This window comes from Arthrobacter sp. BC5 (assembly GCF_056680255.1).
Window position 1 is genome coordinate 3,148,421 of record NZ_CM155273.1, and the last position, 24,071, is coordinate 3,172,491.

Annotated in this window: 19 protein-coding genes; 8 read left to right on the forward strand and 11 right to left on the reverse strand. The window is 68.3% G+C overall.

Annotated features, from left to right (window positions below; all coding sequences use genetic code 11):
- Positions 1-66 precede the first annotated feature (66 nt).
- From uvrA to AC1MFI_RS14755, 3 genes are all read right to left on the reverse strand, one after another.
- On the reverse strand, positions 67-2,979 hold the full coding sequence (gene uvrA / locus AC1MFI_RS14745) for an excinuclease ABC subunit UvrA (protein ID WP_479817801.1): 2,913 nt from the start codon (positions 2,977-2,979) through the stop codon (positions 67-69).
- Positions 2,980-3,064: 85 nt separating this feature from the next.
- Positions 3,065-3,442 carry a GntR family transcriptional regulator gene (locus tag AC1MFI_RS14750; protein WP_479817802.1) on the reverse strand — a complete coding sequence of 126 codons (378 nt, stop codon included), beginning with the start codon at positions 3,440-3,442 and terminating at the stop codon, positions 3,065-3,067.
- Positions 3,443-4,039: 597 nt separating this feature from the next.
- On the reverse strand, positions 4,040-5,173 hold the full coding sequence (locus AC1MFI_RS14755) for a glutamate--cysteine ligase (protein ID WP_479817804.1): 1,134 nt from the start codon (positions 5,171-5,173) through the stop codon (positions 4,040-4,042).
- Positions 5,174-5,478: 305 nt separating this feature from the next.
- Between AC1MFI_RS14755 and AC1MFI_RS14760 the strand changes: the two genes are divergently transcribed.
- The 4 genes from AC1MFI_RS14760 (at position 5,479) to AC1MFI_RS14775 (ending at position 10,635) form a co-directional block, all read left to right on the forward strand.
- Positions 5,479-6,123, forward strand: coding sequence for an MBL fold metallo-hydrolase (locus tag AC1MFI_RS14760; protein ID WP_479817805.1), 645 nt, complete (start codon positions 5,479-5,481; stop codon positions 6,121-6,123).
- A gap of 47 nt (positions 6,124-6,170) precedes the next feature.
- Positions 6,171-8,714, forward strand: a complete 2,544-nt coding sequence (locus AC1MFI_RS14765) for a DEAD/DEAH box helicase (RefSeq protein ID WP_479817807.1) — start codon at positions 6,171-6,173, stop codon at positions 8,712-8,714.
- 71 nt (positions 8,715-8,785) lie between these two features.
- On the forward strand, positions 8,786-9,262 hold the full coding sequence (locus AC1MFI_RS14770; RefSeq protein ID WP_479817808.1) for an N-acetyltransferase family protein: 477 nt from the start codon (positions 8,786-8,788) through the stop codon (positions 9,260-9,262).
- 95 nt (positions 9,263-9,357) lie between these two features.
- Positions 9,358-10,635 carry an alpha/beta fold hydrolase gene (locus AC1MFI_RS14775; protein ID WP_479820902.1) on the forward strand — a complete coding sequence of 426 codons (1,278 nt, stop codon included), beginning with the start codon at positions 9,358-9,360 and terminating at the stop codon, positions 10,633-10,635.
- Positions 10,636-10,665: 30 nt separating this feature from the next.
- Here AC1MFI_RS14775 and AC1MFI_RS14780 read toward each other — a convergent pair whose 3' ends face one another.
- The 6 genes from AC1MFI_RS14780 to coaE all read right to left on the reverse strand — a co-directional run bounded on the left by AC1MFI_RS14780 (position 10,666) and on the right by coaE (position 17,518).
- Positions 10,666-11,622: a DUF5671 domain-containing protein gene (locus AC1MFI_RS14780; protein WP_479817809.1), complete on the reverse strand. Its 957-nt coding sequence runs from the start codon at positions 11,620-11,622 to the stop codon at positions 10,666-10,668.
- The gene (locus AC1MFI_RS14785) at positions 11,522-12,367 is read right to left on the reverse strand and encodes a DUF5671 domain-containing protein (protein ID WP_479817810.1); all 846 of its coding nucleotides are present in this window, start codon (positions 12,365-12,367) and stop codon (positions 11,522-11,524) included. Before AC1MFI_RS14785 ends, AC1MFI_RS14780 begins: the two co-directional genes overlap by 101 nt.
- On the reverse strand, positions 12,364-12,828 hold the full coding sequence (locus AC1MFI_RS14790) for an LpqB family beta-propeller domain-containing protein (RefSeq protein WP_479817811.1): 465 nt from the start codon (positions 12,826-12,828) through the stop codon (positions 12,364-12,366). The genes AC1MFI_RS14785 and AC1MFI_RS14790 overlap by 4 nt, the downstream gene beginning before the upstream one ends.
- 189 nt (positions 12,829-13,017) lie before the next feature.
- Entirely contained in the window at positions 13,018-14,100 is a 1,083-nt protein-coding gene (locus AC1MFI_RS14795; protein WP_479817812.1) for a TerC family protein, read from the reverse strand.
- A gap of 273 nt (positions 14,101-14,373) precedes the next feature.
- Positions 14,374-16,449, reverse strand: a complete 2,076-nt coding sequence (uvrB, locus tag AC1MFI_RS14800; RefSeq protein WP_479817813.1) for an excinuclease ABC subunit UvrB — start codon at positions 16,447-16,449, stop codon at positions 14,374-14,376.
- Positions 16,450-16,528: 79 nt separating this feature from the next.
- Positions 16,529-17,518: a dephospho-CoA kinase gene (gene coaE, locus AC1MFI_RS14805; RefSeq protein ID WP_479817814.1), complete on the reverse strand. Its 990-nt coding sequence runs from the start codon at positions 17,516-17,518 to the stop codon at positions 16,529-16,531.
- 123 nt (positions 17,519-17,641) lie between these two features.
- On the opposite strand from coaE, the gene AC1MFI_RS14810 reads away from it, so the two are divergent.
- Positions 17,642-19,309 carry a RecQ family ATP-dependent DNA helicase gene (locus tag AC1MFI_RS14810; protein WP_479817815.1) on the forward strand — a complete coding sequence of 556 codons (1,668 nt, stop codon included), beginning with the start codon at positions 17,642-17,644 and terminating at the stop codon, positions 19,307-19,309.
- A gap of 97 nt (positions 19,310-19,406) precedes the next feature.
- On the opposite strand, the gene AC1MFI_RS14815 is transcribed toward AC1MFI_RS14810, so the two are convergent.
- Entirely contained in the window at positions 19,407-19,745 is a 339-nt protein-coding gene (locus AC1MFI_RS14815) for a DUF8129 domain-containing protein (RefSeq protein ID WP_479817816.1), read from the reverse strand.
- A gap of 241 nt (positions 19,746-19,986) precedes the next feature.
- On the opposite strand from AC1MFI_RS14815, the gene AC1MFI_RS14820 reads away from it, so the two are divergent.
- The 3 genes from AC1MFI_RS14820 to AC1MFI_RS14830 are packed head-to-tail and all read left to right on the forward strand — an operon-like array spanning position 19,987 to position 22,286.
- Positions 19,987-20,688, forward strand: coding sequence for a GAF and ANTAR domain-containing protein (locus AC1MFI_RS14820; protein ID WP_479817817.1), 702 nt, complete (start codon positions 19,987-19,989; stop codon positions 20,686-20,688).
- A gap of 10 nt (positions 20,689-20,698) precedes the next feature.
- Positions 20,699-21,109: a hypothetical protein gene (locus tag AC1MFI_RS14825; RefSeq protein WP_479817818.1), complete on the forward strand. Its 411-nt coding sequence runs from the start codon at positions 20,699-20,701 to the stop codon at positions 21,107-21,109.
- 37 nt (positions 21,110-21,146) lie between these two features.
- A complete protein-coding gene (locus AC1MFI_RS14830) occupies positions 21,147-22,286 on the forward strand; it encodes a class I SAM-dependent methyltransferase (protein ID WP_479817819.1) in 1,140 nt (379 codons plus the stop codon).
- Between the two features lie 165 nt (positions 22,287-22,451).
- Here the strand turns inward: AC1MFI_RS14830 and rpsA are convergent, their stop codons facing one another.
- A complete protein-coding gene (gene rpsA / locus AC1MFI_RS14835) occupies positions 22,452-23,924 on the reverse strand; it encodes a 30S ribosomal protein S1 (RefSeq protein ID WP_104117334.1) in 1,473 nt (490 codons plus the stop codon).
- Positions 23,925-24,071: the final 147 nt, after the last annotated feature.

Sequence of the window (24,071 nt, forward strand, 5' to 3'; positions counted from 1 at the left end):
GCATCATGCATGCCCTCCCGGGTATATCCAGGCACCTCCGGCCCGCTTGCACCGGAGCGCGGAACGCTAGACGGCGGCCTTGTCGAAGATCTCCTTCAGGAAGGTGCCCGTGTAGCTGCGCTCGCTGGTCGCCACCTGCTCCGGGGTGCCGGTCGCGATGATCTGGCCGCCGCCGGAGCCGCCGTCGGGGCCGAGGTCGATCACCCAGTCGGCGCTCTTGATGACGTCCAGGTTGTGCTCGATGGTGATCACCGTGTTGCCCTTGTCCACGAGGCCCTGCAGGACGATCAGGAGCTTGCGGATGTCCTCGAAGTGCAGGCCCGTGGTGGGCTCGTCGAGCACGTAGATGCTGCGCCCGTTGGACCGCTTCTGCAGTTCGCTCGCGAGCTTCACACGCTGCGCCTCTCCACCCGAGAGGGTCGTGGCCGGCTGTCCGAGGCGGACGTATCCGAGCCCGACCTCCACGAGCGTGTTGAGGTGCCGCGCGATCGGGCTGAAGGCCGCGAAGAACTCGGCGCCCTCCTCGATCGGCATGTCGAGCACGTCCGCGATGGTCTTGCCCTTGTAGTGCACCTCGAGCGTCTCCCGGTTGTACCGCGCGCCGTGGCATACCTCGCACGGGACGTAGACGTCCGGCAGGAAGTTCATCTCGATCTTCAGCGTGCCGTCCCCGGAGCACGCCTCGCAGCGTCCACCCTTGACGTTGAAGGAGAAGCGGCCCGGCAGGTACCCGCGGACCTTCGCCTCGGTGGTCTCGGCGAACAGCTTGCGGATGTTGTCGAACACGCCCGTGTAGGTGGCCGGGTTGGACCGGGGCGTGCGGCCGATGGGGCTCTGGTCCACGTGGATGACCTTGTCCAGGTGCTCCAGGCCGTCGATCCGCTTGTGCCGCCCGGCCACCTGCTTGGCACCGTTCAGCTTGTTCGCCAGGACCTTGTAGAGGATGTCGTTGACGAGGGTCGACTTGCCGGATCCGCTCACGCCGGTCACGGCCGTCATCACGCCGAGCGGGATGGTCGCGTCGACGTTCGTCAGGTTGTGTTCCCGCGCGCCGATCACCTTCAGCTGGCGCGAACGGTCGATCTTGCGGCGCTTCGCGGGGATCTCGATCTTCCGCCGGCCGGAGAGGTAGTCGCCGGTGAGGGACCTCTCGTTGGCCAGCAGGTCCTCGAGCAGGCCCGAGTGGACCACCTCGCCACCGTGCTCGCCCGCGCCCGGCCCGATGTCGACGATCCAGTCGGCCTCGGCGATGGTGTCCTCGTCGTGCTCGACGACGATGAGCGTGTTGCCGAGGTTGCGCAGCCGGGTGAGCGTCTCGATGAGGCGGCGGTTGTCGCGCTGGTGCAGGCCGATCGACGGCTCGTCGAGGACGTAGAGCACGCCGACGAGGCCGGAGCCGATCTGCGTGGCGAGCCGGATGCGCTGGGCCTCGCCGCCGGACAGGGTGCCGGACGCGCGCTCGAGGTTGAGGTACTCCAGGCCGACGTCGAGCAGGAAGGTCAGGCGGGCCTGGATCTCCTTGAGCACCTGGTTGGCGATCTGCGCCTCGCGGCCGGTCAGCACGAGGTTGTCGAGGAACTCGGCGCAGTCGCGCATGGGCATGGCGGAGACCTCGGCGATGGAGCGGCCGTTGATCAGGACCGAGAGCGATGCCGGGTTGAGGCGCGCACCACCGCACGCTGGGCACGGGATCTCCCGCATGTACTCCTCGTAGCGGTCCCGCGCGTTGTCGGACTCGGTCTCCGCGTGCTTGCGCTGGATGTACTGGATGGCACCCTCGAAGCCCGTGCTGTACTTGCGTTCCCGGCCGAACCGGTTCTTGTACTGCACCACGACCTTGTGGTCCTTGCCGTACAGGGCGGCCTCGCGCGCACGGTCGGGGAGCTTGCGCCACGGCGTGGTGATGTCGAAGTTCAGCTCGGAAGCCAGGCCCTCGAGCAGGCGGGTCCAGTACTCCAGCGTCGCCGTCCCCAGCGACCACGGCGCGATGGCGCCCTCCGCGAGGCTCAGGTCCGGGTCGGGGACCACGAGCTCCTCGTCGACCTCGAGCTTGGTGCCGATACCCGTGCAGGCCGGGCAGGCACCGAAGGGGTTGTTGAACGAGAAGGAGCGCGGCTCGACCTCGTCGATGGCGAGCGGGTGCTCGTTGGGGCACGCAAGGTGCTCGGAGAAGGCGTGGAGTCGCTTCTCGTCGTCCTCGGGCAGGTCCACGAACTCGGCGAGCACGCGGCCGTCGGCGAGCTTGAGGGCCGTCTCCACGGAGTCGGTGAGGCGCTGCTGGATGCCGCCCTTCACCACGAGGCGGTCGATGATGACCTCGATCGTGTGCTTGTACTGCTTGCCCAGCTTCGGCGGATCGCTGAGCTGGATGAGCTTGCCGTCCACGCGGGCGCGCGAGTAGCCCTTGGCGGTGAGCTCCTGGAAGAGGTCCACGAACTCGCCCTTGCGCGCCCTGACGACGGGCGCGAGGACCTGGAACCGCGTGCCCTCGTCGAGTTCGAGGAGCTGGTCCACGATCTGCTGGGGGGTCTGCTTCGCCACGGGCTCGCCGCAGACCGGGCAATGCGGGCGGCCCACGCGCGCCCACAGCAGGCGCATGTAGTCGTAGATCTCGGTGATCGTACCCACGGTGGAGCGGGGATTCTTGCTGGTGGACTTCTGGTCGATCGAGACCGCCGGCGAGAGGCCCTCGATGAAGTCGACGTCGGGCTTGTCCACCTGGCCGAGGAACTGGCGGGCGTAGGCGGAGAGCGATTCGACGTAGCGGCGCTGCCCCTCCGCGAAGATGGTGTCGAAGGCGAGCGAGGACTTGCCCGAACCGGAGAGGCCCGTGAAGACGATCATGGCGTCGCGCGGGAGGTCGAGGTCGACGTTCCGCAGGTTGTGTTCGCGGGCGCCCTTCACGATCAGCCGGGACAGGTCCTGGGGAGCGGGATCCGGGTTGTGGGCGTGCTGCTCGAGGGAATTTGCTATAGACACCAGACCACTGTAAGAGAAGAACCGTTCGAAAGCATATTCGAATAGTGCCGGATCCGTGCGGTTGCGGCGCTCGCGCGGGCGTCGTTCACGCTCGGCGCAATGCGGCCCTCACCATGGCCACGGCCTCGGCCTCCGGCACCCCGGCGGTGTGCACGACGGCGGCGAAGTCGTCCGCGGCGTCGGCCACGCGGCGGCGCGCAGCGTCCCCGCCGGCGGCGACGACCGTCCCCGCCCTGCCCCTGGTCTCGACGACGCCCGCCTGCTCCAGCTCGCGGTAGGCACGGGCGACCGTATTGGCGGCGATGCCGAGGTGGGCGGCCAGGGCACGCACCGGCGGCAGTCGCGTGCCGACGGTCGCCCTGCCCGCGTTGGCGGCGGCAAGGATGGCCTGCTTGATCTGCTCGAAGGGGGGCACGGCGCTCGTCGGATCGAGTTTCAACCACCGGGGAATCGCCTGCTCCACGCCCTGCCCTTCATTGGTCCCCGCGCTCCAGTGCCGAGGTCTCCCTGTGAACCCTACCGTCGGCGAGCCGTCCGATCACCTCCTCTGCGCTGCCGGGGCGGGAGAACCGCGGTGGCGGATCCGAGGACCATGGCAGGGTCGACATCGACGAACCTCTTCGAGGCTGGTCCTGGAGTGCGGCGTGGCGACCACCCTCGTCAGAGCAGTGCCGTGACGACGGGGATGGTGGTCGTGGGTTCCGGCGGTATGCGCCCCGAGGGCGACGATGGCGAGGCGACCCCCGATCCCTCCCGCCACGGTGCCACCGACAACGGCTACGACGTGGAGAGGCGGTCCGGATCGGCTCCCACCGTTACCGCCATCAGCTATCGGGCCCTCCGCAGGTACCCGTTCGAGGACCTGGGGTCATCCGGGCCGAGGCGGCGACGACGTCGGACCGGAGGCTCCGCCGGACCAGCACTTCCGGCACACGCGGATCGACGCCCGCCCTACCAATGCGCAGGCGGCGAGTATCCGTAGCTGTCGAGGTCCGGTGGTCGGCCAGTGCGTCCAGCACGGGCACCTCATCCTGGTCCGTGGGCCGCCCGATCGCGCTGGTCACGGATGCTGCCTGCTGCTGAGCAGGAACGCCCGGGTGCGGTCCTGCAGGACGGTGGCCGGCAGGCTGCTGGCGTCCACCGCGTCCGCGACCACCCCGCTCAGGCTGTCCGCCCTGGCGTAGGCGCTGCGCTGGCGGACCGCACCGGTGCCCCTGGTCAGCACCTGGAACAGCAGGAACTCCACGGTGCCCAGTTCTCCCTGGTCCTTCAGCACCGGCCGGATATGGTCCAGCAGGGCTATGAACACGTCGAAAGCGTCGCGGGGCTCGCCCGTCAGCGGGTCCAGCAACAGCCCGGACCCGCCGAACCGGCCGGCCTGCCAGGCCGCGAGCCGGAGCTGCACGGCGGAAGCCGGTACGGGTTCCACGCCCGCGCGCCACTGCCGGGCGGCTGTCTCCACGAGGCCCCGCACCAGGGCGGCCAGGAGGACGGCATCATCGGCGTACAGGCAGACATCGCCCACCCGGATCTCGACCGTGGGATGGCGGTGGCTGAGCCGCGCGTCGAAGTAGATCTGTCCCTCGTCCAGGGGGACGCCGGACCGGATGATCTCGTCGACCTGTGCGTGGTAGGCCCCCGCGGAGCCGAAGATCTCGCAGGGCCCGGCGGTGGGCCACCGATTCCAGGCCTGGGAGCGGTAGCTCGCATAGCCCGTGTCCACGCCGTTCCAGAACGGGGAATTGGCCGTGAGCGCCGCGATCACCGGGAGCCAGACACGGATCCGGTCGAGGACGGCAACGCCCTCGTCGTCCGAGGCCACCTCCACATGCACGTGGCAGCCGCACGTCAGCTGCTCCACCGCGGTGAGGCCGAACCGCTGGACCATCCGCTCGAAACGCGGGCCCGGCGTCGTCGTGGTCTCCACGGGGAGCGGTGACGTGGCCAGGGCCACCGAACGGGCTCCGGCCAGCCGGGCTGTGGCGTCCGCACTCCTGCGTCCGGAGGTGATGTCTCGGGCCAGGTCGTCGAGGGCGATCCGCGGAAGGGTGCGGGTCTCGATCTGCTCCTGCTTCATCTCACGGCTCAGGCCGTCGTCGCCATCCAGGCGTTCGAGCACGTCGCCCAGCGCCACGGGCTGCCCGTCGGCACCGTCGACGATCAGGAACTCCTCTTCGACACCTACCCGGCGCATCGTCGTCGTCCTGCAGCAGCGGGCGGTACCGCCGCGCCCGGCACGAAACCGTCGACGGGCGGGGAATCTCCATCCTGAAGGACAAGCACACCCGCTCCTGAGCGTAGAAACGGTGGCCATCTGCTCAACCACCGTGCTGACCGCAGAGTAGGCCTGCTGAGCTCGTCCCTGCAAGCACTACTTCCACCCGTCCCCGGCTGCTGTCCTGCCTGCAGGCGGTCTCTAAGGAGGAGCGGGACACCACCGCCCGGAGGGCCACCGCGAACACCGTCGAGATCGCGGCGCAGTTCTCGTAGGCTTGCGGCATGATGCTTGCTGACCTCGCAGAGGTGACCGTCCGCTCCATCCCTGTTTCGGACATGGACAACAACGTGTACCTGCTCACCTCGAGGTCGAGCGGCGCCCAGGTCCTCATCGACGCCGCCGACGACGCACCCGCCATCCTCGACCTCCTCGCCGATGCGCAGGAGGACACGGACGCCGAGGCCCGGGTGGCACTGATCGTCACGACGCACTCGCACTGGGACCACGTGCGGGCGCTCGCCGCGATCAAAGCGGCGACGAGGGCCCGCACGGCCGCCGGCGAGGACGACGTCGCGGACATCGCCGTGCCGACCGATGTTCCGCTGGCGCACCACGACATCGGATCCTTCGAGGGTTTCGAACTCGAGGCGATCCACCTGCGCGGACACACGCCCGGTTCCATCGCGCTCCTCTATCGCGACCCGCACGGGCCCGCGCACCTCTTCACGGGAGACTCCCTGTTCCCCGGTGGCCTCGGTAACACGCAGGGTGATCCGGACCGCTTCGCGTCCCTGTACGACGACGTCGTGACCCGCATCTTCGACTACCTGCCGGACGACACCCTCGTGCACCCTGGCCACGGCAAGGGCACCACGCTCGGCGCGGAGCGCGGCGCACTGGCCGGGTGGAAGCAGCGCGGCTGGTAGGACTTCCGGCGGGGACCGCGACCCCGCCCCGGTAGGCTGAATGGACCATGACGATCCAAGAGCACCTCCCCCGGCATGACGACGGCCGCCTTCCCGCCGACGCGGTCTACGCGGCCTTCACCGGCTGGGCCACGGCGCGCGGCCTGACGCTGTATCCGGCGCAGGACGAAGCGGCGATGGAGCTCGTCTCGGGCAACAACGTCATCCTCGCCACACCCACCGGGTCCGGGAAGTCCCTCGTCGCGATCGCCGCCCACCTGAAGTCCTTCGCCGAGGGCCGCACCAGCTACTACACGGCTCCGATCAAGGCCCTCGTGTCCGAGAAGTTCTTCGCGCTCTGCGACATCTTCGGGCCGGAGAACGTCGGCATGATCACCGGCGACTCCGGCGTGAACCAGGATGCGCCGATCATCTGCTGCACCGCAGAGATCCTCGCCAACCTGGCCCTGCGGGAGGGCGCGCAGGCTGACGTGGACACCGTGGTCATGGACGAGTTCCACTTCTACTCCGATCCGCAGCGCGGCTGGGCATGGCAGGTGCCGCTGCTCGAACTGCCGCAGGCGCAGTTCCTCCTGATGTCCGCGACCCTCGGGGACGTCTCGCGCTTCGAGAAGGACCTCACCGAGCGCACGGGCCGGGCGACGGCGACCGTGACCTCGGTCGAACGCCCCATCCCGCTCCACTACTACTACGTCGAGACGCCCGTGCAGGAGTCGCTCGAGGAGTTGCTGTCCACGCGGCAGGCGCCCGTCTACGTGGTGCACTTCAGCCAGGCAGAGGCCATCGAGCGCGCGCAGAACCTGATGAGCGTCAACATCTGCACGCGCGAGGAGAAGGACCGCATCGCGGAACTGATCGCGACGTTCCGGTTCTCCGCGGGCTTCGGGAAGACCCTCAACCGGCTGGTGCGCCACGGCATCGGTGTGCACCACGCCGGGATGCTCCCGAAGTACCGCCGGCTCGTCGAGCAACTCGCGCAGGCCGGACTGCTCAAGGTCATCTGCGGCACGGACACCCTCGGGGTGGGCATCAACGTGCCCATCCGCACGGTGCTCCTGACGGCGCTCAGCAAGTACGACGGCGTACGGACGCGCCTGCTCAACGCCCGCGAGTTCCACCAGATCTCGGGCCGCGCCGGCCGCGCGGGGTACGACACCGCCGGCACCGTCGTCGTGCAGGCCCCCGAGCACGTCGTGGAGAACGCCAAGGCCATGGCGAAGGCCGTGTCCAAGTTCGGCGACGACCAGAAGAAGCTGCGCCAGGTGGTGCGCAAGAAGCCGCAGCAGGGCTTCGTCTCCTGGGGCAGGCCCACGTACGAGCGGCTCGTGGAGAGCATCCCCGATCCCCTGACGTCGTCGTTCTCCGTCAGCCATGCGATGCTGCTGAACCTGCTCGAGCGACCCGGGGATCCCTTCACCGCGGCGAAGCGCCTGCTGACCGAGAATCACGAGACACGTGCGTCCCAACTGCGGCTCATGCGGCGCGCCATCGGCATCTACCGTGAACTCGTGACCGCCGGCATCGTGGAGAAGCTGCCCGAGCCGGAGCCCGACGGCCGGACCGTCCGCCTCAAGGTGCACCTGCAGGCGAACTTCGCCCTCAACCAGCCACTCTCGCCGTTCGCCCTGGCGAGCCTGGAACTGCTGGACCCCGAGGCGCCCGGGTATGCGCTCGACGTCGTCTCCATCATCGAGGCCACGCTCGAGAAGCCCCGCCAGGTCCTGAACGCGCAGGAGAAGAAGGCCCGTGGCGAGGCCGTAGCCGCGATGAAGGCCCAGGGCATCGACTACGACGCCCGGATGGCCCGCCTCGAGGAGGTCAGCTACCCGAAGCCGCTCGAGGAGCTGCTGCAGCAGGCCTTCGACGTGTACCGGTCTTCTGCACCGTGGCTCGGCGACTTCGAGCTCGCACCGAAATCCGTGGTGCGGGACATGTACGAACGGGCCATGAGCTTCGGCGAGTACGTCGCCTTCTACTCCCTCACGCGCTCCGAGGGCATCCTCCTGCGCTACCTCGCCGACTGCTACAAGGCCCTGCGCCACACCGTTCCGGTGGAGGCCCTGCGCGAGGACCTCAGCGACATCCTGGAATGGCTCGGCGAACTGGTCCGGCAGGTCGACAGCAGCCTCCTCGACGAGTGGACGCAGCTTGCCGCTGGGATCACTCCCGGGGCGACCGTGGACGCCGTCGACCTGCCGGAGGAGCCGCCCTCCGTGACGTCCAACGAGCGCGCCTTCCGGGTGATGGTGCGTAACGAGATGTTCCAGCGCGTGAAGCTCTTCGCCGACGAGCAGGACGCCGCCCTCGGCGCGCTCGACGCCGAATCGGGCTGGACCGCCGAGCGCTGGGCCGATGCCCTGGACGGCTACTTCGGTGACTACGAGGACATCGACGACGGGCCCGAGGCGCGTGGACCGAACCTCCTGCTGATCACCAGGCTTCCGGGAGTGTGGAGGGTCCGCCAGATCCTCAAGGACCCGGAGGGCAACAACGACTGGGGCATCAACGCCGAGATCGACCTCGCGGCGTCCGACGAGGCCGGCAGCCCGGTGGTTCGGATCCTCGGTGTGGGGGCTCCCGCGGCCGGTTGAGCGGCGTCGATCCCGGCTCCGCCCCCGGCGGGGAGGACTCCGAGCGTCAGCCGCTTGGCTAGGCTTGGGCCATGTCTACCATTCGCGAAGCACGGCCGGCGGACGTTCCGGTCATCCTCCAACTCATCCATGACCTCGCCATCTACGAGCGGGAGCCCGACGCCGTCAGGAACACGGTGGGCTCGCTGGAGGATGCCCTGTTCGGTGAGCGGCCCACCATCTATGCGCACGTCGCGGAAGCACAGGGCAGGGTGCAGGGCTTCGCCCTCTGGTTCCTCAACTACTCCACGTGGGAGGGCGTCAACGGGATCTACCTCGAGGACCTCTACGTCCGCCCTGAGGCACGGGGGGCGGGCTACGGGAAGGCTCTCCTGGCCAACCTGGCGAGGATCGCCGTGGAGCGTGGCTACGCCCGGGTCGAGTGGTCGGTGCTCGACTGGAACGAGCCCTCCATCCGTTTCTACGAGAGCCTCGGTGCACGGCCCCAGTCGGAGTGGAGCACGTTCCGGCTGACCGGCCCGGCGCTCACCGACGTCGCCGCCCGGTGAGCGTCCCGACGGGCGGCCGGAAAGCCGTCGACGCCACGCCGGCCGCGGGCTCCTTCGGCGACCCCGCGGACCACGCCGTCGGCAGGACAACCGTCATGCGTGGCCTGCGCGCCACCACCCACCGGTTCCGCGTCCCGCTCGACCACGCGGACCCGGACTCCGTGCTCATCGAGGTGTTCGCCCGGGAGTACACCTCGCTCGAGCACGGCGACGAGGATGCCGCGCGGCTCCCCTGGCTCCTCTTCCTGCAGGGCGGGCCGGGAGGACGGGGCGTGCGCACCACGCAGCTGTCGGGCTGGATGAAGGCCGCCGCACGGGACTTCCGCATCCTGATGCTGGACCAGCGCGGCACCGGGCTCTCGACGCCGGCGGATGCAGCGACGCTTGCAGCACTGGCGACGCCCGAGGCCCAGGCGGACTACCTCGCGCACTTCCGGGCCGACTCGATCGTGGCCGACGCGGAACTGATCCGCCAGCGCCTCGGCAGCCCGCCCTGGACGGTCTTCGGCCAGAGCTACGGCGGCTTCTGTACGCTCACCTACCTGTCCTACGCGCCGGAAGGCATCGACCGCGCCCTGATCACGGGCGGACTGGCCCCCCTGTCCGGACGGCCGGACGAGGTGTACCGCGCGACGTTCGCCCGGGTGCAGGAGCGCAACGACGAGTACTTCTCCTGGTACCCGGAGGACCGGGACCTGGTGACGCGCATCGCCCGGCACCTCGACGACGTCGAGGAGAAACTTCCCAGCGGCGAGCGGCTCACCGCCCGGCGCTTCCAGATGGTCGGCTCGTTCCTCGGCGGGAATACGAGGGTCCACGGCCTCCATTACCTGCTGGAGGATGCCTTCACGACGACGGCGGACGGGCCGCGCCTCTCGGCGGCCTTCCTCGAGCAGGTCCACGGCGTCGTCAGCAGGGCATCGCAGCCGCTGTACGCGCTCCTGCACGAATCGATCTACTGCCAGGGCTTCGACTCCTCGTGGGCGGCCCAGCGTATCCTCGGCGAGTATCCGCAGTTCCGTGACGACGCACGGGATGTCCTCCTCACCGGCGAGATGATCTACCCCTGGTACTTCGAGGAGGATCCGGCGCTGCGGCCGCTCCGGGCGGTCGCCGAGGTCCTCGCGGCGAAGGAGGACTGGGGGCCGCTGTACGACCCCGACGTCCTCGCGACGAACACCGTCCCGGCCGCGGCAGCGGTGTACCGCCACGACATCTACGTGGACAGGGGTCTTTCCCTGACGACGGCGGCGACCGTGCGGAACCTCCAGGTGTGGGAGACGGACGAGTTCCACCACGACGGGATCGCCGACGACGGCGAGGCGATCTTCGAACGCCTGCTCTCGATGACACGGCTGGGAACAGAGGCATAGGCGTTCGTCACGGGTCCGGCGGGTTCCTCTCTAGCGGGTCCCGGCGCCCTGATCGAGAGGGATCACGTCGAATCCGATGTCCGTGCCACCGGCCGGCGCGACGACGATCAGCACATGTCGGGACGTGACTCCCGCCAGTGCCTCGGCCACGCGCCGGGCCAGTTCATCCGGGGCGATCCGCTTCGTCCCCGTCGTGTCCGTGCCGGTGTCGGCCCGTCGCCAGGACGTGACCCTGACGCCCGTCGCCTGCGCGACGGCACGCGACAGGCCGTCGTGGGCAGGGCCGGCCACGAGCGTGATCTGCTCCACGGCGACCGGCCTGTCCCGGGAAGCCGCCGCCAGCACCACCCGTTCGCGTCGCCACAGGCCGAAGTGGTACCCCGAGACCAGGGCCGCTGCGATCAGCAGCCCGAGCGGTCCCCGGATCCGGTCCACGAGGCTGCCGCCCGACACATCACCCAGGACGAACTCGAAGAGCCTGTAGCCGATGACCAGCAGTGCGATGACCGACACCACGGCACTGATGCCGAAGAAGGCGACGAGGTAGACACGCCTGCCCGGTGGGATGGACGAGGCGTTCCGGGGAGGCCTGGTCGGCTTCCAGGTGTGCCACCAGACGGGGCCTCCCACCGCGAGTGCGCTGAGGCCGGCGAGCAGCAGAGTGCGGGACCCGCTGCCGACCAGCGGGGAAACGGTGATCGCAAAAGTCGCGTTGATGATCACGCCGACACCCGAAGCGGCCGCCGCCAGGGCGACGCCCGAGGTCATCAGGTTGCCCGCACGCCGCACGGCGATGGCACGATCGTCCGCGACCACCCGATGATAACGCCAGACGAGAGCGCCGATACCGGCAGCCGCAACGGCTGAACCCAGGGGGGCCAGCACTTCACCCGTCCGGCCGGTGCTGTCGAACACGATCCTCAGGAGGACGAAGAGTGCGGTTCCCGCCGCCCCGAGCGCCACAAGGCCGGCACAGAAGATGCCCACGCCGACCAGCGCGATGTGCGCCAGGGGGGGTCGTCAGCCTGCGTCCTGCGTCCCGATACCAGTGCCACCACCAGACGAGCGTTCCGCCGGTCGCCCACACAAGGGCCCGCAGCACGGGCTGCCACCAGGTCTCACCACGAGGGATCAGACTGGCGTGCCCACTGAGCGCGACGTCGAGCAGTCCGCCGAGGGCGGCGATCGCGGAGAAGCTGCCCAGCACCAGCCCGTAGACCGATCCGATGACGGCCGGGACGTCCTCGAGACTGCTCGGGGACTTCGCCGGATGGCGCCACATCCAGCGGTGCCAGACCCACACCAGCAGCCAGACCAGACCCGTGGACAGGGATGACGACCAGGGCGATCCGTACGGACCGATCAACGACGCCGCCGTGGAGAGGAGCGAGGTCACGACAACGATCAGGGACACCGTGTAGACCGCGGACAGGTAGAGTCCCCATCCGTCCGACCTCCGCTCCGCGCGGTCCCCGAGCCGCCTCCAGACCACCCACCACAGGAGGGCCGCGAGCGGACCACCGATCAACGTGAAGGCAAGCGCGCGGGCCAGCTCTGTCACATCGGCAGAGACCAGGACAGCCTCCCTGGTGAGCAGGCGGTCCAGCAACCCGCTGAGCCCGACGGCGGCGACCACCACCAGCGCGAACAGCAGACCGTAGAGGATCAGGCGCCGGAGTGCGAGCTGTTCCGGACCTGGCGCGGGGGCAGCAGACGTGGCGGGCCGGCTCACGGACCCACCCGGGTGTCCGAGCACACCAGAAGCTGATAGGGCGCCTGGTCGATCTTCCACTGCCCGCCGACCTTCTGCAGGGTGAAGCGGTCCTCCGTCTCGTACTCCGCGGGCCCGAACGGGCCACCCGGATTCGAGGTGACGAGGGAGACCCGCACCAGGGCCGAGTCCTCCCGTTCGTCCGTCGAGATCAGGATGACGCGCGAGGGAAGCGGAGCCGTGTCGACGACCGCCCGACAGTCCGCGCCTGCCGCCGTCGTCAGGTAGGCGGCGGCCTTGTCGGTGTCTCCATCGACGACGGCCGCACTGTACCGCTGAACGACGCCCGCGGGACTCGACTCGTCCAGCGCAGCGGGGTCTCCACGGCTGAATACCGCAACCAGGGCGACGATCACCAGCACCGCGATCCCCGACAGGATGGCAAGCAGGAGGCGGTCGCTCTGTTTCGCCGCGGCGTCCATGCGGTAAGTATGGCGCATCACAGGCATCGGGCTGGAGTCCCTGGGCATGATTCGCCCGGACCTCTGCTGGTCCCCGGAAGCCGGCGCAGCCTCCGTCGCGGGGGGCGGGACCCGTCCCCTGCGGGATCCGCAGGAGCGCGAGCTCCCCTGCCCCCGTGGTGGACTGCGCCGGCGGTCCGGGCCTTGACGCTAGCGGCGGAAGTCCTTCGCGCCGGCCTCGCCGGCAGCCTGGTCGAGCTCCTCGTCGACCGCCGGGTCGTCGGCCACCTCACCCTTGGCATCGGACTCCACTGCGGCGTTGTCCAAGACCCGGGAGCGGATCAGGCTGGCGATCACGGCGATGACGATGGTCGCGACGATCACGGCCAGCGACACGAACGTCGGGATTTCCGGAGCCCACTCGATGTGCTCGCCACCGTTGATGAACGGCAGTTCGTTCACGTGCATGGCGTGGAGGATGAGCTTCACGCCGATGAAGGCGAGGATCACCGAGAGCGCGTGCTTGAGGTAGATGAGGCGGGTCATCAGACCGCCCAGCAGGAAGTACAGCTGACGCAGGCCCATGAGGGCGAAGATGTTCGCCGTGAAGACGATGAACGCACTCTGCGTCAGTCCGAAGATGGCCGGGATCGAATCGACGGCGAAGAGCAGGTCGGTCAGGCCGATCGTCACGAAGACGATGAGCATCGGCGTGAAGACCTTCTTGCCGTCGACGACCGTGCGCACCTTGTTGCCGTCGTAGGACTCCGACATCGGAAGGACGGACTTGAGCTTGCCGATGAGCTTGTTGTCGCCGGCGTGCTCCTCGTCCTCGCCGGAATCCGTGGCCTGCTTGTAGGCCGTGTAGAGGAGGAAGGCTCCGAAGATGTAGAAGATCCAGCTGAAGTTCTCGATGACGGCGGCACCGAGGGCGATGAAGATGCCGCGCAGGATCAGCGCGATGATGATGCCCACCATCAGCACTTCCTGCTGGTACTTACGCGGTACCGAGAAGCGCGCCATGATGATGATGAAGACGAAGAGGTTGTCGATGCTGAGGCTGTATTCGGTGATCCAGCCCGCGACGAACTGCCCCCCGTACTCCGGCCCCGTGAAGGTGAACATCAGTGCCGCGAACACGAGCGCCAGGCCCACGTAGAAGGCGACCCACAGTCCCGCCTCCTTCATGGAGGGCTCGTGCGGGCGCTTGACCACGAGCAGCAGATCGAACAGCAGGATGATCCCGAGCACGACGAACGTGCCGATCTCGAACCAGAGGGGTAACGCGGGCATGGAGTACCTTCCGGAGTATGCGGTGAATTGCCGTAAGTCTCTCCGCCGCGGCTCATCGCCGATCGACCGCTACGCCCGGCGGAGCATCGATGCCCTGCGTGTTGACGTCCGTAGCGCTTGGGATACTCCCCTACGTCCGGTCAATGCTACCCGGGCGGCAGCGAAGCCGACGAACAGCCACCCCTCGGTGACCGTCTGCCGGAACCCTTGACGTCCTGCCGTCACGTCCCATCCGGCCTCGCCCCGACCGCCGCTCCGTCTCCGGACGGGTGCTCAGGCGTGACCGGCGGACTGCATCTGCCGGAGTTCCTTCTTCAGGTCCCCGACCTCGTCCCGCAGGCGGGCGGCGAGCTCGAACTGCAGTTCGCCGGCGGCGGTGTGCATCTGGTCCGTCAGCTGCTGGATGAGGTCGGTCAGGTCCTCGGCGGGCACGGACGCCAGGCCGGAGTGGTTGCCGGCGCCCTTCTTCGGCTTGCGGTTCTTGCCGGCCTCCTCGAGCAGGGCACGCGTATCGGCGTCCTCCCGGTTGATCGTGTCCGTGATGTCGGCGATCCGCTTCCGCAGGGGCGTCGGGTCGATCCCGTGCTCGAGGTTGTGGGCCACCTGGATGGCGCGGCGCCGGTTGGTCTCGTCGATCGCCCGTGCCATGGAGTCGGTGATGCGGTCGGCGTACATGTGGACCTGCCCGGAGACGTTGCGGGCCGCGCGACCGATGGTCTGGATCAGCGAGGTGGCACTGCGGAGGAAACCCTCCTTGTCGGCGTCGAGGATACTGACGAGCGACACCTCGGGCAGGTCGAGTCCCTCGCGGAGGAGGTTGATGCCCACCAGCACGTCGAACGTGCCCATCCGCAGTTCGCGCAACAGCTCCACGCGCCGCAGGGTGTCCACGTCCGAGTGCAGGTACTCGACCTTGACGCCGTGTTCGAGCAGGTACCCGGTGAGGTCCTCGGCCATACGCTTGGTGAGCGTCGTGACGAGCACGCGCTCGTTGATCTCCACGCGCTTCCGGATCTCACCGAGGAGGTCGTCGATCTGGCCCTTGGTCGGCTTGACGACGATCTCGGGATCGATGAGGCCGGTCGGGCGGATGATCTGCTGCACGTAGCCGTCGGCCTTGCCCAGCTCGTACTTGCCCGGCGTGGCGGACAGGTAGACCGTCTGCCCGATGCGTTCCAGGAACTCGTCCCACTTGAGCGGGCGGTTGTCCATCGCCGACGGGAGGCGGAAGCCGTGGTCCACGAGGGTCCGCTTGCGCGACATGTCGCCCTCGTACATGGCCCCGATCTGCGGGATGGTCACGTGCGACTCGTCGACGACCAGCAGGAAGTCGTCCGGGAAGTAGTCGAGGAGGCAGTGCGGGGCCGTTGCCGGTCCCCGTCCGTCGATATGACGTGAATAGTTCTCGATGCCGTTGCAGAATCCCATCTGCTGCATCATCTCGAGGTCGTACGTCACCCGCATCCGCAGGCGCTGCGCCTCGACGAGCTTGTTCTGGGCCTCGAGTTCCGTGAGCCGCTGCTGGAGTTCGTCCTCGATGTCCTTGATGGCGCGCGTCATGCGGTCCTCGCCCGCCACGTAGTGCGAGGCAGGGAAGACGTACATCTCCTCCTCCTCGCGGATGACGTTCCCGGTCAGGGGGTCGAGCGTGTAGATGTTCTCGACCTCGTCGCCGAAGAACTCGATACGGAGTGCGTGCTCCTCGTACATGGGGATGATCTCGATGGTGTCACCCCGGACCCGGAAGGTGCCACGGTGGAAGTCGATGTCGTTGCGCGTGTACTGCATGCCGACGAACTGGCGCAGCAGCTCGTCCCGGTTCATCTGGTCGCCGCGGTGCAGCGTGACCATCTTGTTGATGTACTCCTCGGGCGTGCCGAGGCCGTAGATACAGGAGACGGTGGCCACGACGATCACGTCACGGCGGGTCAGCAGGGCATTGGTGGCGGAGTGCCGGAGCCGTTCCACCTCCTCGTTGATCGAGGAGTCCTTCTCGATGAAGGTGTCCGTCTGCGGGACGTAGGCCTCGGGCTGGTAGTAGTCGTAGTACGAGACGAAGTACTCGACGGCGTTGTTCGGCAGGAGCTCCCTGAATTCGTTGGCGAGCTGCGCCGCGAGGGTCTTGTTCTGCACCATGACCAGCGTGGGGCGCTGCACCTGCTCGATGAGCCAGGCCGTGGTCGCGCTCTTTCCGGTTCCGGTGGCGCCGAGGAGGACGACGTCCTTCTCCCCCGCGTTGATGCGCTCCGCCAGTTCCTTGATGGCTGTGGGCTGGTCACCCGCCGGCTGGTACTCGCTGATGACCTCGAACGGGGCCACGACACGCTTGATATCCTGCGCAAGACTCATGCTTCAACGGTAGACCCTGCCGGTGACACTTCCCCCCGGATTTGCTGGGGGCTGAAAGCCCCGCACCTGCCCGGAGCCGTCATGCGGGATCGGGCAGGGTGCGCACCAGGACCGTGACGTCGAGCGCCGGATCCGCTGCCCGATGGACGGCGGACACGCCTGCCCCGCCCTGCTCCCGCGAGCTGCCGGCCTGCGGGAAACCCGCCCCTGCCACGGCCATCGATGCGCTACCGGGACCGACGGCGCTCGGCACGCGGACCTGCAGCACGGCCGATACGGTGTCGTCGTACCCGGACGTGCCGCGGGACGATGCCTCAGGGGCTTCGTCGGTTCCGTCGGGCTCGACGACGGCCCCGGCTGGCAGCGCCGCGGTGAGTTTCGCCTGCAGCCGCCGTCGGAGTCCGCTCGTGCCGGCCAGTCCTGCGGCAGCGGGCTCGAGGCGGCGCGCGGCCGGCCGGTCCGCCACGAGGTTGTCCCGGAACGGCACGATGCGCCCGTCCCACAGCGCCGCCGTCGCGGCATGGAGGTCGTCGAGTCCGCGGTCGTTGACGAGGACGGCGTCCGCTTCCCTCAGCCGCACCGACCGTGGTGCCTGCGCTGCGATGCGTCGCTCGGCGTCGTCGCGCTCCATGCCGCGCAGCCCGATCATCCGTCCGATGCGCACCGCGTCCGGCGCGTCGACGACGACGACGAGGTGGAATCGGGACGCCTGGCCCGTCTCGACGAGGAGGGGGATGTCCTCTACCACGATGGCGTCGTCGGGCGCTTCGCCGATCCGCCGGGAGGCCTCCGAGCGCACGCGTGGATGGATGATGGCGTTGAGCCGCTCCCGCGCGGAGCCGTCGGTGAAGACGAGCCGGCCGAGCGCGGGCCGGTCGAGTGAGCCGTCTGCTCGGAGGACCTCTTGGCCGAAGGCGGCCACCACCTCGTCCAGTCCCGGCGAATTCGTGTCGACGGCCTGACGTGCCAGGATGTCGGCGTCGATGATGACGGCGCCGAGGTCCCCGAGCTGACATGACACGGCGGATTTCCCGGCGGCGATGCCTCCTGTCAGTCCGATGCGCAGCATGGACCAACCCTAGCCCGGAGCCCGTCCCGGGCTGTCAAGGATCCTGATCCGCATCGACCGGCCCTGAGAAATGTCGGTGCCCCTCAATACGCTAAGGGTACTTACCTTTCGTGGAGGAGAACCGTGACCATCACCCTGCAGGACCTACAGGACACCGCTGCCTCCACCTTCGGCTGGGCGGATCTGCGCGCCGACCAGAAGCGCGCGATGGAGGCCGTGCTGGACGGCCACAGCGTCCTGTGCGTCATGCCGACCGGCTCCGGCAAGTCGGCCATCTACCAGGTGCCCGCCATGGCCCTGCCCGGCGTCGCCGTCGTCATCTCACCCTTGATCGCGCTGCAGCACGACCAGGCTGAGTCCATCAATGAGAGCGCGGGCGCCACTCGCGCCCACGTGATCAACTCCGGCATGAGGAAGAGCGAGCTCGACGCGGCGTGGGACGCAGCTGACGACCGCGACGAGTCCACGCGGGCCAAGTTCCTCTTCCTAGCTCCCGAACAGATCGCCCGTGACGACGTCGCCGCTCGCCTCCGCGCGCTCGACGTCTCGCTCGTCGTGGTCGACGAGGCGCACTGTGTCTCCTCCTGGGGCCACGACTTCCGGCCCGACTACCTGCAGCTGGGCCACCTCCTCAGGGACCTGAAGGTCCCTGTCGTGGCACTCACCGCCACAGCTTCGCACCCCGTGCAGAAGGAGATCATGGAAAGACTCCACCTGGCGGAGCCGGTGGTGATCGTCGGGGGTTTCGACCGCCCGAACCTCTCACTGGACGTCGTCCACCACGTGGAGGGAGCCGGGAAGGAGCACGCCGTCCGCGACCAGGTCCTCAACCTTCCAGGGCCGGGACTGGTGTACGTCGCGACGAAGAAGTCCGCCGACGCGCTCGCAGCCGAACTGCAGGAGCACGGGCTGAGGGCCGATGCCTACCACGCAGGACGCCGGAAGAAGGAGCGCGAGGCCGTGCACGAAGGTTTCCTCACCGGGACCATCGACGTCGTCGTCGCGACGACCGCCTTCGGCATGGGTATCGACAAGCCGGACGTGCGTTTCGTCGTCCATGCGGACATCTCCGATTCGCTCGACAGCTACTACCAGGAGATCGGCCGGGGCGGGCGCGATGGGCTCGCATCCCGGGCGATCCTGCACTACCGGCCCGAGGATCTGTCCCTGCGCCGGTTCTTCGCAGCGAAGTCCGTCAATCGCACCCGGCTCCGCGAACTGTTCCTGCTCCTCGCGGCCCAGGACAAGCCGGTCAAGGCCAAGAAGCTCAAGGACCTCTCGGGCCTCCCACCGCGGAAGCTGGCCGGTCTGCTCAACCTCCTCGAGGCATCAGGTGCCGTCGGGGACGGAGTGAAGGGGTACCGGGCCAGGAGGATGTCCGCCGACGAGGCTGTCGCCAAAGCCGTGGACCAGGCGGAGACCCGGGAGCGGATCGACCGGTCACGCATCGAGATGGCACGGCGCTACGCCGAGACGAAAGGCTGCCGGCGGCAGTTCCTGCTCTCGTACTTCGGGGAGGAGCTGCAGGAGCCCTGCGGGAACTGCGGCAACTGCGCGCGCGAGGAATCCGTGATCGGAGATCCGGAGCCGGTCGGGGTGACGGTCGCGGACACCGGCGACCTACCCTTCGGGATCGACAGCGAGGTGGAGCATCCGCAGTGGGGACGCGGGACCGTCATGGGGTACGAGGAGGGCATCATCACCGTGCTGTTCGATTCGGTCGGCTACAAGACGCTGTCCTTGGAACTCGTCGAGGAGAAGGAGCTGCTCGCAGCCGTGCCGTCCGCATAGGTGATACGGACGGCACGGCTGCATCCGGGGGCCTCTGCAGTCACGGGCCCCGGGACGCATTCGGGGCTTCCCGGACGAAGCGGTCGCCTTCGAAGGGCTAGCGCGGCTGGGCGGGGTTGGTGGGGTCGCCCTGGGACGGCGGGTTGATCGGAGGGCCCGACGTCGCGGGGCTCACGGGCGAACCGCCGGCGGTGCTGCTCACCTCGGGCATCGAGGTGCCTGCTCCGTCGGAGAGCTCGGCGCCGCCCTGGACTGCCTCCAGCCGCTGCTGCAGGACGAGCTTCACCGGAAGTCGGTCGCCGTGTGCTTCCTCGTAGTCGAGGAGCACCCGCAGGCCGCCCTCGTCGAGGCCTGTGATACGTGTGGGCAGCGTGCCCAGCGGGATGTGGTCGTAGTCGGGCAGCGGCAGTGCGTCATGGCCTGATGATCCGGTCACGTCAACTCCTTGACTCATTGGAAAGGGTGCTTAGTAATTCCAGCCTAGGCACGTCGGACAGCCACGGGCAAGCAGGTCTTGGGCGGTGTCGAGCCGTGACAGCGGGGGCCACTGGGGCTCCCCTACACCTTCGGACGGCAGCGCGACAGGACCAGCAGGGGGCGGAACGCCGTGTGTATCCTGATACTTTGTAATCGATCGAAACGACTCTGTTGCCGAGGCTGGAACTGTGACTTCACCGATGGAAGAACTGACTTTCGTCTTCGCCAGACTCAAGGGCCTCCTGCTGACGGAGATGAAGGCCGGCCGCGCCGTGGAGGATCTGGCAGAGGCCGTGAAGAAGTCCATTCCCGGCTCACTCGGAGCGGGTGTCTCCCTCCTCGACGACCAGGGACGCAAGCGCAGCACCGGCTACACCGACGACGTCGTCGCCACCGCTGATGCCCTGCAGTACGAGCTGGGCCAGGGCCCGTGCCTGACGGCCTGGGCCGCCGAGTCGAGCGTGCAGGTCGATGACGTCCGGTCGGACGACCGCTGGCCCCTGTGGCAGAAGGCCGTCGCGCATCTCCCGCTGCGCTCGACCCTCAGCACCGCGCTGGTTCATGACGGCAGGAGCATCGGCGCGCTGAAGGTCTACTCGCCGTTGCCCTCGGCCTTCTCCGGGCAGGACAGGAAGCAACTTGCTCTCCTCGCCTCGCCGGCGGCGACGCTGCTGGGAAGCGCACAGCCGGACGGCGCTCCCGCAGCGGCGACGCGCGCCCTCCAGGAAGCACTCGGGACCCGCGACCTCATCCATACCGCACGGGGAATCCTGATGGAACGACACGGGCTGGACGCCGAGCAGGCGATGCGGCGGATGCTGTCGGAGGCGTCCTCCACGAAGACCGACCTACGCATCATCGCCCGCTCCGTCCTCGACGGCACTGCCGGTAGCTCGCACTAAGGCGTAGCTCGTGGAGAACCGTCCGGATCACGAATATCAGCGGGTCAACCTCCTTCGGGCGATCCGTCATGCCCAGATCGGTGGCAGTGAATTGTGGCTGCACTACTTCGCGCTGGGCGGTGATGCGGGCGAGTACGAGGTCGAAGCCTACCTCCACGGATCCTTCACGCTCCCACCGCTCCAGCGCGACCTCCTGGCTCACGCTGCGAACGAACTGATCGACCGGCTGCCTCCCCCTCTGCGAGCCCCCTACAGCACGGACCCCGCCGGGGAGGGCGAGCAGCCGGAGAACGCGATGACCCCCCGGGAGGCGGCGGGCAGTCCGGATGCAACCGCACTCGACTGGCTCTTCGAACGCCGACCGGGCGCAGAGACCGACCCGGGCGGCAACGAGTCGGGCTCCGGCACCACCCCTCCCTGACCGCCACCGGGTCGCAGCGGCACCTAGGATGGATGGGATGAGCCCGTTCTCCCTCGACCTCCTGCGCCGCCGCCCCGACGTCGAGGCACCGGAACTGGTCGCCGTGGACGCCGCCGACCGCCTGCTCCTCGACACAGCAGCAGAGCGTCTCCGGTCTGGTGGCGCCGTCGCGACCGTCAACGACTCCTACGGCGCGCTCACGCTCGGTGCCGCGCACCTCTCGGGCCTGCAGGATATCCGCGCCTTCCAGGACGGCCTCGTCCACGAGCAGGCGCTCGCTGCGAATGCCGCCGAGCAGGGAATGGACGGCGCCTACCGGTCCGTCCCCCTCGACGCCTGCCTGCTCGATGGCGTCACCACCGTCCTGCTGCGACTACCCCGTTCACTCGACGAGCTCGAAGAGATCGCCTGGACCATTGCCTCGTACGGGCGGCCGGACGTCCGGGTGCTGGCCGTGGGCAGGGTCAAGCACATGTCCCTGTCCATGAACGATGTGCTCGGACGCTACTTCGCCGACGTCACCGCGGGCCTTGCCCGGCAGAAGTCACGCGTGCTGATCGCGGGTGAGCCGCGCGTGGTCGCCGCGTCCGCGTTCCCGCGGAGCGCGAGGTACGACGTCGGCCTCGACCGGCCGCTCGAACTGCGCGCCTACGGTGCCACCTTCGGCGGCGCATCCCTGGATCCCGGGACACGGATGCTGCTCCCCCACCTCCGGGGGGTGGCTGACCGGCGTCCGGACGGGGGACGCGAGGTCATCGACCTGGGGTGCGGCAACGGCACGATCTCCGCGTACCTCACGCTGAGCGATCCTCGGCTGAGGGTGTACGCGACCGACCAGTCCACGTCGGCCGTCGCCGCCACAGCCGCGACGGCACGCGCGAACGGCGTCGCGGACCGGATCAGGGTGAGTCGGGACGACGCCCTGTCGGCCATTCCCGATCGCTCGGCCGGCGTGATCGTCCTCAATCCGCCGTTCCACACGGGCAGCACCGTCCACGCCGGTATCGCGCACCGGCTGTTCGACGCCTGCGCGCGCGTCCTCGAGCCCGGCGGGGAGCTCTGGACGGTCTGGAACAGCCACCTCCGGTACCGGCCTGTGCTCGAACGGACCATCGGGCCGACGCTCCAGCTCGATCGCTCCCCCCGCTTCACCGTCACGCGATCCACGCGGCGGTAGGAGCCGCACCGGCCGACGTCGAAGAGCGCCCTGCCGGCGATCCGTCCGGATCGGATCGGTCCCGGATCAGATCCGCCTCCCAACGAGTCCGCCTTCCATCGAGGAAGAAGAAGGCCCCCGTCCAATGGACGGGGGCCTTCTTCGGTTCAGCTGGAACGCGGTAGCCTACGCTCCGGTCAGCTTCTCCCGGAGTGCTGCGAGTGCCTCGTCCGAGGCAAGCGTGCCGGATCCGGTATCGGCGGCAACGGGCTCCGAAGAGTAGCTCGTCGCGTTCGACTCCACAGGCTCGTTCGCTGCAGCGGCGTCGTCGGACGCGTGCTGCACGACCTGCTTCTTGTGGGACTCCCAGCGCGACTGGGCCTCGGCGTACTGAGCTTCCCAGGCGGCGCGCTGCGTCTCGTAGCCCTCGAGCCATTCGTTCGACTCGGGGTCGAAGCCCTCGGGGTACTTGTAGTTGCCCTCTTCGTCGTACTCGGCGGCCATGCCGTAGAGCGCGGGATCGAACTCGGTGCTGTCGGCGTCGACGCCCTCGTTGGCCTGCTTGAGGCTGAGGGAGATGCGGCGGCGCTCGAGGTCGATGTCGATGACCTTGACGAAGAGCTCGTCACCCACGGAGACGACCTGCTCGGCCAGTTCCACGTGGCGGACGGCGAGCTCCGAGATGTGCACGAGGCCTTCGATGCCGTCCTCGACGCGGACGAACGCACCGAAGGGAACGAGCTTCGTGACCTTGCCGGGGACAACCTGGCCCAGTGCGTGCGTACGAGCGAAGGTCTGCCAGGGATCTTCCTGGGTGGCCTTCAGCGACAGGGAGACACGCTCGCGGTCGAGATCGACCTCGAGAACCTCCACGGTGACTTCCTGACCGACCTCGACGACCTCGGAGGGGTGGTCGATGTGCTTCCAGGAGAGCTCCGAGACGTGTACGAGGCCGTCGACGCCGCCGAGGTCCACGAACGCACCGAAGTTGACGATCGAGGAGACGACGCCCGGACGGACCTGGCCCTTTTCGAGCTTGTTGAGGAACGTGGAGCGCACCTCGGACTGGGTCTGCTCGAGCCACGCACGACGCGACAGCACGACGTTGTTGCGGTTCTTGTCGAGCTCGATGATCTTCGCTTCGATCTGCTGGCCGATGTACGGAGCCAGGTCGCGGACGCGACGCATCTCGACGAGGGACGCCGGCAGGAAGCCGCGCAGGCCGATGTCCAGGATGAGGCCACCCTTGACGACCTCGATGACGGTACCGGTGACGACGCCGTCTTCTTCCTTGACCTTCTCGATGTCGCCCCAGGCGCGCTCGTACTGAGCACGCTTCTTGGAGAGGATCAGTCGGCCTTCTTTGTCTTCCTTGGTGAGAACCAGAGCCTCGACCTGATCGCCCACGGAGACGACGTCTCCGGGATCGACGTCGTGCTTGATGGAAAGCTCGCGGGAAGGAATGACACCCTCGGTCTTGTAACCGATGTCGAGCAGAACCTCGTCGCGGTCGACCTTGACGACCGTACCCTCGACGAGATCTCCGTCGTTGAAGTACTTGATGGTGGCGTCGATCGCTGCGAGGAAGTCCTCAGCGGTGCCGATGTCGTTGATGGCGACGACGGGGGCACCTTGCTTCTCGGTGGTGGTGATGGTCATGTAGTTGGGGCTCCGTTGTGGATGATTACTTGCTCCGGTCATGGCGGACACCGCGATTCCAGCTGGGCCGGGAGCGGGTTCCGATGTCCGGATGTGGACGAAATGGAAAGAACCTCGGAAGATTCAGGAGTGGTACCGCGCCCCGGG

Bases quoted from the DNA above. Each gene is read 5' to 3' on its own strand.
- AC1MFI_RS14755 (WP_479817804.1), bottom strand. From the start codon at position 5,173: ATGCGCCGGGTAGGTGTCGAAGAGGAGTTCCTGATCGTCGACGGTGCC.
- AC1MFI_RS14760 (WP_479817805.1), top strand. From the start codon at position 5,479: ATGATGCTTGCTGACCTCGCAGAGGTGACCGTCCGCTCCATCCCTGTT.
- AC1MFI_RS14765 (WP_479817807.1), top strand. From the start codon at position 6,171: ATGACGATCCAAGAGCACCTCCCCCGGCATGACGACGGCCGCCTTCCC.
- AC1MFI_RS14770 (WP_479817808.1), top strand. From the start codon at position 8,786: ATGTCTACCATTCGCGAAGCACGGCCGGCGGACGTTCCGGTCATCCTC.
- AC1MFI_RS14775 (WP_479820902.1), top strand. From the start codon at position 9,358: ATGCGTGGCCTGCGCGCCACCACCCACCGGTTCCGCGTCCCGCTCGAC.
- AC1MFI_RS14790 (WP_479817811.1), bottom strand. From the start codon at position 12,828: ATGGACGCCGCGGCGAAACAGAGCGACCGCCTCCTGCTTGCCATCCTG.
- AC1MFI_RS14795 (WP_479817812.1), bottom strand. From the start codon at position 14,100: ATGCCCGCGTTACCCCTCTGGTTCGAGATCGGCACGTTCGTCGTGCTC.
- uvrB (WP_479817813.1), bottom strand. From the start codon at position 16,449: ATGAGTCTTGCGCAGGATATCAAGCGTGTCGTGGCCCCGTTCGAGGTC.
- coaE (WP_479817814.1), bottom strand. From the start codon at position 17,518: ATGCTGCGCATCGGACTGACAGGAGGCATCGCCGCCGGGAAATCCGCC.
- AC1MFI_RS14820 (WP_479817817.1), top strand. From the start codon at position 19,987: ATGGAAGAACTGACTTTCGTCTTCGCCAGACTCAAGGGCCTCCTGCTG.
- AC1MFI_RS14830 (WP_479817819.1), top strand. From the start codon at position 21,147: ATGAGCCCGTTCTCCCTCGACCTCCTGCGCCGCCGCCCCGACGTCGAG.
- rpsA (WP_104117334.1), bottom strand. From the start codon at position 23,924: ATGACCATCACCACCACCGAGAAGCAAGGTGCCCCCGTCGTCGCCATC.